The sequence below is a fragment of the Streptomyces sp. NPDC051738 genome (assembly GCF_044453205.1).
Taxonomy (GTDB): Bacteria; Actinomycetota; Actinomycetes; order Streptomycetales; family Streptomycetaceae; genus Streptomyces.
In genome coordinates, this window is record NZ_JBITCM010000005.1 from 68,211 (window position 1) to 81,302 (window position 13,092).

Consider the following 13,092-nt stretch of genomic DNA (forward strand, 5'->3'; position numbering starts at 1 on the left):
ACCCGCCGGTCGGTCGGCCCGGGTTCCCGCTGCTACCGGCCCTCAGGCCCGCTGTCCGAACAGCTCCCGCAGCACGTCCTCCATCGTCACCAGCCCCGCCATCCGGCCGTCGCTGCCGAGCACGGCGGCCAGATGCGTACGGCTGCCCCGCATCGCCGTGAGCACGTCGTCCAGCGGCGTGCTCTCCCGCACGCGCGCGATGGGCCGCATGTCCCGCACCTGGAACGGCACCTCCCGCCCGGAGGCGTCCAGCGCGTCCTTCACATGCAGGTAGCCGACGATGCGGCGGCCCTCGTCGACGACCGGGAAACGGGAGAAGCCGGTCTCGGCCGAGAGCCGCTCCAGCTCCTCCGGCGTGACGCCCACGCGCGCGTAGACGACGCGTTCCAGCGGAAGCACCACGTCACGCACCGGGCGACGGCCCAGCTCCAGGGCGTCGTGCAGCCGCTCCCGCGCCCGCTCGTCGATGAGGCCGGCCTCGCCGGAATCGCGCACCAGCCGGGCCAGCTCGGCGTCCGAGAAGGTCGCCGTGACCTCGTCCTTGGTCTCGACGCGCAGCAGCTTCAGCAGTGCGTTGGCGAAGGCGTTGATCGTGAAGATCACCGGCCGCAGCGCCCGGGAGAGCGTGACCAGCGGCGGACCGAGCACCAGGGCGCTGCGCACCGGCTCGGCCAGCGCGATGTTCTTCGGCACCATCTCGCCGAGCAGCATGTGCAGATAGGTGGCCAGCGCCAGGGCGATCACGAAGGACACCACGTGCCCGGCGCTCTCCGGCACGCCCACCGCGTGGAACACCGGCTCCAGCAGATGCTCGATGGCGGGTTCCGCGACCACGCCGAGCACCAGGGTGCACAGCGTGATGCCGAGCTGGGCCGCAGCCATCAGCGCGGACACGTGCTGCAGACCCCACAGCACGCTCTTGGCGCGCCGGTCGCCCTGTTCGGCGTACGGCTCGATCTGTGAGCGGCGCACCGAGATCAGCGCGAACTCGGCGCCCACGAAGAAGGCGTTGACGACCAGCGTCGCGAAACCGATGAGCAGCTGTACGGCGGTCATCGCCCACCCTCCTTCTCGTCCTGCTCGGCCACGTCGTCCAGCGGCGCGTGCAGCAGCACCCGCGCGGCCCTGCGGCCCGTGGCGTCCACCACGTCGAGCCGCCAGCCGGCGACCTCGACGCGGTCACCGACGGCGGGGATACGGCCGAGCTCGGTGGCGACCAGACCGGCCAGCGTCTCGTACGGCCCCTCGGGCGCCCGCAGCCCCACGCGCGCGAGGTGGTCGACCCGCGCCGAACCGTCGGCCGAGAACAGCGCCCGGCCCTCGTCGTCGCGGCCCGCGGCGGCCAGGTCGGGCGTCTCGTGCGGGTCGTGCTCGTCCCGCACCTCGCCGACGACCTCCTCGACGATGTCCTCCAGCGTGGCCACGCCCGCCGTGCCGCCGTACTCGTCGATGACCACGGCCATGGTGCGTTTGCCGGACAGCCGGTCGAGGAGCCGGTCGACGGTGAGCGTCTCGGGGACGAGGAGCGGCTCGCGCATCAGCTCGGCGACGGAGACGCGCGGACGGCTCTCGGCGGGCACCGCCAGGATGTCCTTGATGTGTGCGGTGCCCACGACCGAGTCGAGGTTGCCGCGGTAGACGGGGAACCGGGACAGTCCGGTCGCCCGGGTCGCGTTCGCCACGTCCTCGCAGGTCGCCTGGGCGTCGAGGGCGACGACCTGGACGCGCGGGGTCATCACGTTCTCCGCGGTCAGGTCGGCCAGGTTCAGGGTCCGCACGAAGAGCTCGGCGGTGTCCGCCTCCAGGGCGCCCTCCCGGGCGGAGTGCCGGGCGAGGGCGGCCAGCTCCTGGGGGCCGCGCGCGGCGGCCAGCTCCTCGGTGGGTTCCACGCCGAAGAGGCGCACGATGCGGTTCGCCGTGTTGTTGAGGTGGGTGATGAAGGGGCGGAAGACGGCGCTGAACCAGCGCTGTGCGTTCCCGACCGTCTTGGCCACGGCCAGGGGCGAGGAGATGGCCCAGTTCTTGGGCACCAGCTCGCCGACGACCATGAGGACGACGGTCGACAGGGCGGTGCCGATCACCAGCGCGATGGTGCTCGCCGTGGAGCGGGAGATGCCGAGCGACTCCAGCGGGCCCGCGATGAGCGCGGCGATCGACGGCTCGGCGAGCATGCCGACGACCAGGTTGGTGACGGTGATGCCGAGCTGCGCGCCGGAGAGCTGGAACGTCAGATTCCGTACGGCCTTCAGGGCGCCGGAAGCGCCCCGCTCGCCGCGCTCCGCGGCCCGCTCCAGCTCGCTGCGCTCGACCGTGGTCAACGAGAACTCGGCCGCGACGAAGGCGCCACAGGCGAGCGACAGCAGGATCGCGACCAGAAGGAGGAGCACTTCGGTCATCGGGTCACCTCCGTCCCATCGTCGGACAGGGTGGGGAGGATCGCGCGATGTCGTCTACTGGGAGGCTCGCCCATGGGCGGACGCTCACACCTTTCATTGGAAGACCGAAGTGGTCCCCCAATAGTAAAGTACGGGCAAAGTGAGTCAGGCTGTGAGGTGCTTCACCCACCGCCGCCACTGCTCCTCGGGCGCGTACCCGGCCGCGCCCCAGGCATGCTGCGCGGTTTCGTTGCGCTGCAGCACCATCGCGTCGCCCCGGCGCCCGCCGAGCCGTACGAACCTCTCCTCCGCGGCGGCCAGCAGCGCCGACCCGATGCCCCGGCGGCGGCGCTCCGGGTGCACCGCCAGCCGGTACAGATGACAGCGCCAGCCGTCGAAGCCCGCGATCACCGTGCCGACCAGCTCGCCGTCCAGCTCCGCCACGATCAGCGCCTCTGGGTCCCGGGCGACCAGCCGCTCCACGCCGTCCCGGTCGTCGCTGATGCTCGTGCCCTCGGCGGCCGTCTTCCAGAAGGCCAGCACGCTGTCGAGGTCGTCGGCCGTGGCGGCCCGTATCCGCAGATCAGTCATGCCGTGATCCCATCACGGGTGGTGGGACAGGGCGCGGAATTCCAGCATCCGGACGGCTACTTGCCGCGCAGCCGCTCGATCACCGGCGCGAACGCCTCCATGTACGGCTCCAGGACGGTCAGGTACGAGAATCCGTACCGCTCGCGCTGGGCCAGCACCTGCGCGGTGATCTGCTCCAGTGTGCCGGTCAGGACGATGGGCAGCTCCAGGGCCTGCTCCAGGGTCAGCTCCGGTACCCGGTCGAGGAGGGGCTGGATCACGGCCTCGCGGTCCTCGGTGACGGTCACCATCTGGAGGAGCAGGTTCAGCTCGGCCGGTTCCGGCCGGTCCGCCGCGAACTTCCGGTAGCGGGCCACCCGTTCGTCGAGCTGCTCGGCCGTCACGGGGAGCAGACGCCCGGTCGAGCTCTTCGGGTCCGGGTACGCGCCCCCGAACGCCGCGATGTCGGCGTGCTCTGCGGTCAGCCGCAGCACACGGTCGCCGTTGCCGCCGACCAGCAGCGGCACGCGCGGCTTCTGCGTCGGCTGCGGCTGGTGCGACTCGGACCCGAGCAGTCGCCGAAGTTCCTCGACCGTGCGCCGCAGATGGTCCACGCGCTCGCGAGGAGTGCCGAACGGCAGACCCGCCGTGTCGTGCTCCGCCTGTACATAGCCCGCGCCGAGTCCGAGTTCGAGTCGCCCGCCCGTCAGGGCGTCGGTCGTCGCCACCTCGCGGGCGAGCAGGGCCGGGTTCCAGAAGCCCGCGTTGAGCACGAACGTGCCCAGCCGTGGCCGCTCGGTCGCCTCGGCCGCCGCGACCAGGGCCGGGAACGGCGCGGGCATGCCCAGATGGTCGGGGACCAGGATCACGTCGTAGCCGAGCTCCTCGGCCCGGCGGCACTTGGTCCGCCACTCCTCGGCCGGAGCGGGCGTCAACAGGTTGACACCGAAACGGAACGGACGCAGGCCATCCGGTTGCGACATGAACTCTCCTCGCTTTCAAGGGACTTGAGCGCCTGCCGCGATTCCATCACTCGTGCGCGATGGCCGCCAGCACATTCATGCGCGATGCACGCAACGCGGGCAGCAGCGCCGCCACGACGCCCACGACCGCCGAGCCGATCACCACCGCGACGATCGTGCCCCAGGGGATCGCCAGCGCCGTCATCCCCTGCAACGCCAGCACCTGCTGGGTGCACACGCCCCACACCAGACCCAGCGCGAGACCCAGGACCGCGCCGAACACGGCGATCACCACCGACTCCAGCCGGATCATCCGGCGCAGCTGCCGCCGGGCCAGCCCGATGGCCCTCAGCAGCCCGATCTCCCGGGTGCGCTCCACGACCGACAGGGCCAGCGTGTTGACCACGCCGAGCACCGCGATGATGATCGCGAGCCCGAGCAGCGCGTACACGAGATAGAGCAGTACGGCGATCTGGTCGTGCACCAGCTCCTTGTAGTCGGCGATGTCGCGGACCTGCACCTGCGGATACGGGTCGAGCGTCTTCTCCAGGCCGGCCCGCAGATCGCCCGTGCTCGTGCCGGAGGCGGCGTTGACGTACACGGCCGCGTCCTGCCCGCCCGGCGCGTACTTGGCGAGCGTGGCCAGCCCGAAGTAGATCCCGCCCTGGCTGCCGAACCCGTCGGCGGACTCCTGGTCGGTCAGGGCGCCCACCGTGAGCTCGGCGCGCCGACCGCCCTGGAACTCGACGGGGAGCGGGTCGCCGACGCTGACGCCGTGGTCCTCGGCGAAGTCCTTGTCCATGGCGAGGTGGCCGTCCGCGAGCGCGGCCGCGGTGTCGCCCTGCGCGTAGGTGATGTTGGCGACCTCGTCGAGCTCGGGTTCGTACGCCGCGGCGGTCGTCTTCACCCGCTCGCCGTCGGGCAGGCGCACCGCGATCGTCGCGAACTGCGAGCGGACGACGAGCCCCGCGCCCTCGGTCTCGTCGATCTTCTTGGTGATCTCCCGCGGGAACGGGACGAAGTTGCTGTTCTGCACCACGAAGTCGGCGCCCAGCGTCTTGTCGATCTGCTCGTCGAACGACTTGGTCATCGAGGCGCTCGCCACCGACATCCCGCCGACCAGCGCGAGGCCCACCATCAGGGCGGCCGCCGTGGCCCCGGTGCGGCGCGGATTGCGCAGGGCGTTGCGCTGGCTCATCCGGCCGATCGAGCCGAACAGCGCGGGGAAGGCCCCGCCGAGCACCCGGATCACGGGCCGGACGAGCAACGGTCCCGCGATCACGGTCGCGATGAGGGTCAGCAGGACCCCGAGACCGAGCAGGGACGCCGCCGTCGACGTCGTCGACGACACGGCACAGCCCACGAGCGCCGCCGCACCGGCCGCCCCGACCACCGAGCCCACCACCGCGCGCATCCGCAGCGGTCGCCCGATATCGGCGATCTCGGCGTCCGCGAGGGCCGCCATCGGCGAGACGCCGGCCGCGCGCCGGGCCGGGAGGTACGCCGCGACGAAGGTGACGCCGAGGCCGACGACGTACGCGGTGACCGGGGTCACCCATCCGACGGCCATCTCGTCGGCCCTGATGTTCATGCCCATCAGACCCATCAGCTGGATGAGTCCGACCGCCAGCCCGATGCCGGCCGCGAGGCCCAGAGTCGAGCCGACCAGCCCGAGCAGCAGTGCCTCGGTGAGGACCGAGCGCCGCACCTGGCGTCGGTCGGCGCCGAGCGCCCGCAGCAGGCCCAGCTCACGGGTGCGCTGGGCGATCAGCATCGAGAAGGTGTTGACGATCAGGAACACGCCCACGAGGACCGCGACCCCGGCGAAGCCGAGCATGACGTACTTGATGATGTCGAGGAAGCCGCCCAGCTGTTCGACGTCCGACTGGGCCTGCTCCTCGGCGGTGCGCAGCTCGTAGGCGTCCGTGTCCAGCGCGGCCGCCACCCGCTGCTTCAGCTCCGCGTCGCCGACCCCCTCGGCCGCGTCCACCGAGATGCCGGTGGCGCCCTGCGGGTCGCCCAGCAGCTTCGTCTGTGCGGTCCTGGTGTCGAAGAAGACCAGTGCGGCACCCGGGTTGGTGGTCGTGAAGGTGACGATGCCGACGACCTCGACCGGGAAGGAGCCCTGCTGCCCGATGACCGTCAGGCGGTCGCCGATCCGTACGTCCTTGCTGTCGGCGGTGTCCGCGTCGATCATTGCCTGCGTGTCGCCCTGTGGGGCATGGCCGGAGGTGAGTTCCACGGGGCTGCGCTCGGTCGGGTTCCAAGCGGTGCCGATGGTGGGGGCGCCGGTGGTCGGGCCCACCGACTTACGGTTCTCGTCGGCGACAGTGAGGCCTTGCACGTCCACGTCCGCGCGGGCCGCCGCGACGCCGTCGACCCGGGCGAGGCGGTCGGCGAGCGACGCCGGCAGGGTCAGGGTCTGCCCGGAGGGCACCGTCTCGTCGAGGGTCTCCCTCGGGGTGACGGTGACGTCGGCGGCGGTCGAGGCGAAGAGCCGGTCGAAGGTGCGGCTGACGGTGTCCGAGAAGATCAGGCTGCCCGCGACGAACGCCACGGACAGGATCACCGCCAGGGCGGACAGGAGCAGCCGGCCCTTGTGGGCGAGGAAGCTCCTGAGCGTCGCCCTGAGCACGGGGTCAGCCCTTCTCTGGGGGCTCGGAGGGCGCGGTCTCGGGGCTCGCCCCGGGATTCCCGCCGGCGAAGAGACGCATCCGTTCCAGTACGGCCTCTGCCGTGGGCCGCTCCATCTCGTCGACGATCCGCCCGTCCCCGAGGAAGAGCACCAGGTCGGAGTGGGCGGCGGCGCCCGGGTCGTGGGTGACCATGACGACGGTCTGCCCCAGCTGGTCGACGGCCTCCCGCAGGAAGCCGAGCACCTCGAGGCCGGCCCGCGAGTCGAGGTTGCCGGTCGGCTCGTCGGCGAAGATCAGCTCCGGCCGGGAGGCGAGCGCACGGGCACAGGCGACGCGTTGCTGCTGGCCGCCGGAGAGCTGGGACGGCCGGTGCTTGAGCCGGTCCCGCAGCCCCAGCGTGTCGATGACCTGGTCCAGCCACTTCTCGTCGGGACTCTTGCCCGCGATGTCCATGGGCAGGGTGATGTTCTCGGCCGCGTTCAGGGTCGGGATGAGGTTGAACGACTGGAACATGAACCCGATCCGGTCGCGCCGCAGCCGGGTCAGCTCGCGGTCCCGCAGCCCGGTGATCTCGGTGTCGCCGAGCCACACCTGCCCCGCGGAGACGTTGTCGAGGCCCGCGAGACAGTGCATCAGCGTGGACTTGCCGGAACCCGACGGTCCCATGACCGCCGTGAAACGGCCGCGCGCGATGTCGACGTCGACCGAGTCGAGGGCGAGCACCGTGGTCTCGCCCGAGCCGTACGCCTTGGTCAGAGCGCGGGCGCGGGCCGCGATCCCGTCGGCCGACGCGGGGTTCGGGGCGTGCTCCGCAGCTGCTGTGGACAAGACCGCCTCCTCACGGACGTAACGGACTCCTCGTCCCCGCCGAGCGTAATGTGATCCACCCCACAGTCGGTATCCCCCCGAGGTCCCGGTCTGTCTCCACCCCAGGTCGGGCCCCTGATATCGGTGTAAGGGGCACCCTCCGCCCCTGGGGCGACCTCTTGCCGTTGCTAGCACCCGAGCGCTAGCTTCTAGGTATGGCGAAGACCCAGCTGAACGTGAGAGTCGACGAGGGCACGGCCCGCGCCGCTCGCGAGCGCGCCCTGGCCTGTGGCATGAGCGTCAACCGCTACATCGAGGAGCTGGTCAGAAAGGACACCGGGGAGGTCGGCCACACCTTCGTGGACGCCGCCGCCGACTTCATGAAGCAGTACGAGTCCGTCTTCGCCGAGGAATTCGGCGCGGAGCGCGAAGGTCGCCGCTGATCCGTTGAGCAATCTGACCATCGACCTTGCCTGGCTGCTGATGCTGGCCGAGAAGCGGACGCCGGGGGATCCCCAGGTCACCGACTGGGGCGCTCTCGTCGCCGCCGTCGCCCGCCACGAGGCCCAGATATTCGACATCCCCGTCTACGACAGTCCGCAGGCCCGCGCCGCGGCCCTGCTCCAACTCCTCATCCACGTCCCGGCGTTGGAGCGCTCCAACGCGCTGTTCGCCTCCGCCGTGGCCTACGCCTACCTGGTCGCCAGCGGCCTCAAGGTCGTCACCTCACCCGAGCAGGTGCGCGACCTGGCCCGCCTGGTCAAGAGCGGTGAGGCCTCGGTCGAGGACATCGCGCGCGAACTGCGCCAGTGGAGCCTGTGATCAGACAGACCGCTCCTCGGCCGGCCGCCACGCCGTCCCCAGAACGCAGTACGACGACGGGAGCACCGGCCCCTGCTCCGGCATCATCACCCGCCGGTAGGGGCCGAGTTCGAACCCGGCCGCCCGAAGCGCGGCGACCGGCTCGCGGGAGAGATGGCAGCCGCCGCTCACCAGCGGCCACACGGTCCGGTCCAGCGCGCGCTGCGTGACATGCATCGCGGGCCCGCCACCGCGGCCGTGCTCGAAGAACCGCACGACACCGCCGGGCCGCAGGACCCGCCGTACCTCACCGAGCGCCCGCGGCACGTCCCGCACGCTGCACAGCACCAGCGAGAGCACGACCGCGTCGAAGGCCTCGCTCTTGACCGGCAGCGCCTCCGCCGCGCCCGGCACCACGTCCACCGGCACCCCGGCGCGCAGCGCGGACTCCACCGCCAACTTCCGCAGCAGGCGCTCCGGTTCGATGGCGACGACCTCCGAGACCGCGCTCGGATAGTGGGCGAAGTTCAGACCGTTGCCAGCGCCGATCTCGATCACCCGGCCGGACAGCCCGGACAGCAGTCGGTCGCGTACGCCGCCCATGCCCATCCGGGTCTCGGCGTTGACGCTCATCCGGGCGTAGAAACGGGCGAACAGCGGGTGGTGCACGGCATCCCGCGCCACCTTGCCGGAGCCGGCGGGCCGTGGGGACCGTAGGGCCATGGGAACCTCCCGGACGTAACGGAACGGGACGGGACTCACTCCCGATTGTCCCCCGTACGGGACCGGCGCACCCCCGCTGTCGCTGTGACGGCCTCAGCCGATGAAGTCCCGCACCTGCTCGTACACGCCCTGGTCGTTGTTCATGTCGGTGTGCGAGACGCAGCCGACCTCGACGTTCGTCGCGCCGCTGAGGATCGCCGTGGTGTCGGGCGTGAGCGCGTCGTCGCAGTTCGACCAGTAGCTGGCGTACGACACGCTGCCCGGGGTCTCGTCGCCGGAGTTCAGGGAGCTCAGGAACGAGCTGCCGGTGTTCATCTCCGCGCAGGAGGCGTACAGCCACGCGCACCACGAGGCGGTGGACGTGCCGTGGTTCACGCCGGCCGTGGAGACGAAGTCGTCGACGTACGACGTCCCGCCGAGGTTCTTGAGGTAGTAGCGGGAGCTGAGCGCGCCCATGGAGTGGACGACGACGTCGACCTTCGAGGCGCCGGTCCTGGCGAGCACGTTTCTGATCTCGGTCGCGAGCTGCTGGGCGGTGGTGGCGTTCGACTGGGCCCAGTCGTACGAGAAGGCGTCCAGCTCGGAGGCGCTGTAGCCGTCGGCCTCGAAGTAGCCGACCCAGTCGTCCCAGCTGCTCGCCGAGCTGCTGAGGCCGTGCACGAACACCACGGGGTCGTGGGTCGCGGCGTGCGCGGGTGTGGGGGAGAGGGACAGTGACAGAAGGAGCGAGGTCGCCAGGGCCGAGACTGCCGTGGCGATGCGACGCGTGGTGCGCTGCATGATGCCTCCTGAAACGTGTGGGGTTGTCAGGAGTGTCGAGCCGGGTCTACGCGCGCCGCATCGGCGAAATCGCCGGTCTTTACGATTCAATTAACTCGCCAGTAACGTCACTTGTGTGGTGACTCCGGTGAACCCCCCACCTCTCGACCGCACTTCGCCACCGCCGCACGCGGACGCGTGGCGACAGCCGGCCTCGGCACTGCCCGAGGGCGTCCGCGTACGCGTGCTGCGTGCCGTGTACGGCGATCCGCGCGCCGCCGCCGAACTGGTCCCGCGCCTGACCGACCGCCAGGCGACGGGCATCGACCCACTCCCCACGGCACCGGCCGAGCTGGCCCCGTCCCTGCTGCGTGAACACCGGGCGGAGATCAGGGCGTTGCCGGACGACACCCGGCTCCTCCTGCTCCTCGCCGCGGCCGACCAGTACCCCGTCCCCACCGACGCCTTCCTGCGCGCCGTCATGGCCGCCCGCCTCGACACCCGGCTCCTGGACGCCGCCGAGGCGGCCGGGATCGCGCATGCGGGAGCGGGCGGGGTGGTGTTCCGCGACGCGTGGACCCGGATCGCCGTGTACGAGACCGGCTCCCCGGCCGACCGCCGTGACGTCCACCGCCTGCTGGCCCGCGTGCTGGGCGGCGCGGGCGAGACACCGTGGCGTTCCTGGCACCGGGGCGCGGGAGCGCTCGGCCCCAGCGCACGCCTGGCAGCGGAACTGGGCGCCGCCGCGGGCCGGGCGGGGAAGGCGGGGCGAGTATCGGTGGCACGGGCGCTGGCCGAGCGTGCCGCCGCGCTGTGCCCCGACCCGTCCGAGCAGTCCCGCCTGCTGACCCGGGCCGCCGCGTACGCCTGGCGGTCGGGCGACGGCGACCGGGCACGCAGACTGGCGGCGGCCACCTCCGACGACGCGTTGACCGGGGTGCTGGCCCTCCGGGCGGGGAACGCGACGGAGGCGTTCGACGCGTTGCTGATGGGGGTGGCGCGGGCGGGGGCCGACGCCTTGGCGCCGAGGGGTGGGGTGGAGGCCGTGGCGCCGGTGGGTGGGGCGGGGCTCGTGGCGCGGGCGGGTGCGGCGGAGGCCGCGGCGCAGGCGGGCGGCTTGGTGGCGCCCTCGGGGGCAGCCGCTCCGATCTCCGATGCTGCCGATGTCGTCGGCTCGGCGGTTGTCGGTGGCGAGGGTGGTGGGTGGTCGGTGGGTTCTGCCGGCGGGGCCTCCCCCGCTTCCGCCGCGGCAGCCACCGTCGTGGGCACCGGCCCCACCCCGGCCGTCCACCTCCTCGCCCGGGCCACCGAAGCCGCCATATACACCGGAGACGTGCGCCGTCTGCGCGAGGCCGTCCGGGTCGCCGATCGGCTCGGGCTGGTGGCGCCCGGCACGTTGACCGGGCTCGTGGCCGCCTTCGACGGGCGGTACGAGGATGCGCGCGACCTGCTGAAGGCGGCGGCCGGGCGATGTGGGCCCGGTGGTGACCCCACCGTCCTGATCCACGCCGGAATCGCCGCGCTGCTCCTCGGCGACCACACGCGCGCGGCCACCGCGACCGTCCGCGCGGCTGCCTCCGCCAGGGCGCTCGGCACGCCGGTGACCGTGCCACAGGCCATGGAGTTCCGCGCGTACGCCGATTTCTGGACCGGGCGCCCCCGGGCCGGCGAGGCCGCCGCGGCCGACGCGCTGTGGCAGGCCCACGCCACCGGGCAGGACAACGGCGCCTGTCATCTGCAGGCCGCCCTCGCCATGTTCGCGGCGCTCACCGCAGACGCCGACGTCTGCCGCGAACGCGCCGCGACCGCACGGTCGTACGCCCTCACCCACGGCCTTGGCCTGCCCGCCGCCCTCGCCCAGTGGGCGCTCGCCTACCTCGACCTGAGCAGCGGCCGATTCGCCGCCGCGGCAGCGCGACTGCGCGCTCTCGCCGGTTTCGGCCCCGGCCACGGCCATCGGGCCATCCGTCACCTGGCCACCCCGCACTACGTGGAGGCCGCCGTCCGCACGGGGGACACGCGGGTCGCCCGAGTCGCGCACGCCGACTACCACCGCTGGGCGAGCACGGTCCGCAGCCCCGACGACCTGGCCCTCAGCGCCCGCTGCCGCGCCCTGCTCGCCCCCGGGGAGGAAGCCGTCGAGCACTACCGCACGGCACTCGACCTGCACTCCCACGGCACCCGCGATTTCGAACGCGCCCGCACGGAGCTGCTGTTCGGCAGTGCCCTGCGCCGACTGCGCCACCGCACGGAGGCACGCGACCGTCTGCACAGCGCCCTGGAGGCCTTCGACTCCTTCGGCGCCCCGCACTGCGCGGACCAGGCCCGCACCGAACTCCGCGCACTGGGCACCCCGGCCGTCCCCGCACAGCCCGGCCCCGACACCCTCACCACCCGCCTCACGGCCCAGCAGCTCCTGGTCGCCCGGATGGCGGCCGACGGAGCCACGAACCGCGAGATCGCCGCCCGACTCGCCCTCAGCCCGCGCACCATCGACCATCACCTGCGAGGCGTCTTCACCCGCCTGGGCATCCGCTCCCGCATCGAACTGGTGCGGCTCATCGCCGAAAGCGACGGGAACGAAGCCGTCCGGCCCTAGGAGAAGTCGCGCGCGAACCCTGCAAGCTTCCGCGGGCAGGCCCAGATCTCCCGCGTCATCCGACCCGCGAACCAGCTGTCCGTCTCGTCCCAGTTTTCCGAATGATCAGAGACTGACATGAGGGTCAGACATCCAGGCCCCGTCAGGGCGCCTCCCGCCCCCGGAACCCCTCCGCGTCCCACGTCCCGAACAGCCGCGGCGCCAGCCAACCCGGCGCCGCGGCACGGAAGTCGGCGGGTGCCAGCGCCCCGGTCCCCGCCGGCACCGCACCCAGCAGCGGCGCCCCCGCCACGTCCGGTAGATCGGCGACATTGCAGCGCGACGCCAGATCCGGGGCCTCGGGCCAGCTGCCGATCACCACGCCCAGCAAGTCCAGCCGCCGAGCGCGCAGTTCACGCGCCGTCAGCTCCGTGGTGTTCAGCGTGCCCAGACCCGCCGACGCCACCACCAGCACCGGCGCCGCCATCAGTTCCGCCGCGTCCGCCAGCGTGCCGCCCGACTCGTCGAAGCGGACGAGCAGCCCGCCCGCTCCCTCCACCAGCACCAGGTCGTGGTCGGTGGCCAGCTTGGCGGCGGCCTCGGCGATCTCGTGCGTCCGGACCGGAGTGCGTCCGGCCCGGCGCGCGGCCGTCGCCGGGGCCAACGGGTCGGGATAGCGGGCGAGTTCGGCCGTGGTCACCGCGCCCGCGAGCCGCGCCACCTCGTCCGCGTCCCCGCGCTCGTCCGGCCGTACGCCCGTCTGCGCGGCCTTCAGCACCGCCACCGAGCGGCCGGCGCCCACCGCCGCCGCGGCGACCGCGGCGGTCGTGACCGTCTTGCCGACCTCCGTGCCCGTGCCCGTGATCACCAGTACCGGCATG

General features: G+C 72.4%; 12 protein-coding genes. 3 read left to right on the forward strand and 9 right to left on the reverse strand.

The features are described from left to right. Window positions 1-42: 42 nt before the first annotated feature. The 6 genes from ACIA8X_RS13510 to ACIA8X_RS13535 form a co-directional block, all read right to left on the reverse strand. Window positions 43-1,056 (reverse strand): hemolysin family protein, encoded by a 1,014-nt coding sequence (locus ACIA8X_RS13510; RefSeq protein WP_393446285.1) that lies wholly within the window; start codon window positions 1,054-1,056, stop codon window positions 43-45. Next, a complete protein-coding gene (locus tag ACIA8X_RS13515; RefSeq protein WP_393446283.1) occupies window positions 1,053-2,396 on the reverse strand; it encodes a hemolysin family protein in 1,344 nt (447 codons plus the stop codon). The genes ACIA8X_RS13510 and ACIA8X_RS13515 overlap by 4 nt, the downstream gene beginning before the upstream one ends. 144 nt (window positions 2,397-2,540) lie before the next feature. Next, the gene (locus ACIA8X_RS13520) at window positions 2,541-2,966 is read right to left on the reverse strand and encodes a GNAT family N-acetyltransferase (RefSeq protein WP_393446281.1); all 426 of its coding nucleotides are present in this window, start codon (window positions 2,964-2,966) and stop codon (window positions 2,541-2,543) included. Window positions 2,967-3,022: 56 nt separating this feature from the next. Further along, window positions 3,023-3,928, reverse strand: coding sequence for an LLM class F420-dependent oxidoreductase (locus ACIA8X_RS13525; protein WP_393446279.1), 906 nt, complete (start codon window positions 3,926-3,928; stop codon window positions 3,023-3,025). Between the two features lie 46 nt (window positions 3,929-3,974). Beyond that, window positions 3,975-6,542, reverse strand: coding sequence for an ABC transporter permease (locus ACIA8X_RS13530; protein WP_393446277.1), 2,568 nt, complete (start codon window positions 6,540-6,542; stop codon window positions 3,975-3,977). A gap of 4 nt (window positions 6,543-6,546) precedes the next feature. Further along, complete coding sequence (locus ACIA8X_RS13535) at window positions 6,547-7,371, reverse strand: ABC transporter ATP-binding protein (protein ID WP_393446275.1); 825 nt, start codon at window positions 7,369-7,371, stop codon at window positions 6,547-6,549. A gap of 194 nt (window positions 7,372-7,565) precedes the next feature. On the opposite strand from ACIA8X_RS13535, the gene ACIA8X_RS13540 reads away from it, so the two are divergent. Both ACIA8X_RS13540 and ACIA8X_RS13545 read left to right on the forward strand, forming a co-directional pair. Further along, window positions 7,566-7,793 carry an antitoxin gene (locus tag ACIA8X_RS13540; protein ID WP_393446273.1) on the forward strand — a complete coding sequence of 76 codons (228 nt, stop codon included), beginning with the start codon at window positions 7,566-7,568 and terminating at the stop codon, window positions 7,791-7,793. Window positions 7,794-7,797: 4 nt separating this feature from the next. Further along, window positions 7,798-8,172 carry a fic family toxin-antitoxin system, toxin component gene (locus tag ACIA8X_RS13545; protein WP_393446271.1) on the forward strand — a complete coding sequence of 125 codons (375 nt, stop codon included), beginning with the start codon at window positions 7,798-7,800 and terminating at the stop codon, window positions 8,170-8,172. Here ACIA8X_RS13545 and ACIA8X_RS13550 read toward each other — a convergent pair whose 3' ends face one another. Then, on the reverse strand, window positions 8,173-8,874 hold the full coding sequence (locus ACIA8X_RS13550) for a class I SAM-dependent methyltransferase (RefSeq protein ID WP_393446269.1): 702 nt from the start codon (window positions 8,872-8,874) through the stop codon (window positions 8,173-8,175). A 93-nt stretch (window positions 8,875-8,967) separates the two neighbouring features. Continuing rightward, window positions 8,968-9,654 carry an esterase/lipase family protein gene (locus tag ACIA8X_RS13555; RefSeq protein WP_393446267.1) on the reverse strand — a complete coding sequence of 229 codons (687 nt, stop codon included), beginning with the start codon at window positions 9,652-9,654 and terminating at the stop codon, window positions 8,968-8,970. Between the two features lie 118 nt (window positions 9,655-9,772). Between ACIA8X_RS13555 and ACIA8X_RS13560 the strand changes: the two genes are divergently transcribed. Next, window positions 9,773-12,232, forward strand: coding sequence for a LuxR C-terminal-related transcriptional regulator (locus ACIA8X_RS13560; RefSeq protein WP_393446431.1), 2,460 nt, complete (start codon window positions 9,773-9,775; stop codon window positions 12,230-12,232). Window positions 12,233-12,374: 142 nt separating this feature from the next. Here ACIA8X_RS13560 and bioD read toward each other — a convergent pair whose 3' ends face one another. After that, on the reverse strand, window positions 12,375-13,091 hold the full coding sequence (gene bioD, locus ACIA8X_RS13565; protein ID WP_393446265.1) for a dethiobiotin synthase: 717 nt from the start codon (window positions 13,089-13,091) through the stop codon (window positions 12,375-12,377). Between the last annotated feature and the right edge of the window lies 1 nt (window position 13,092).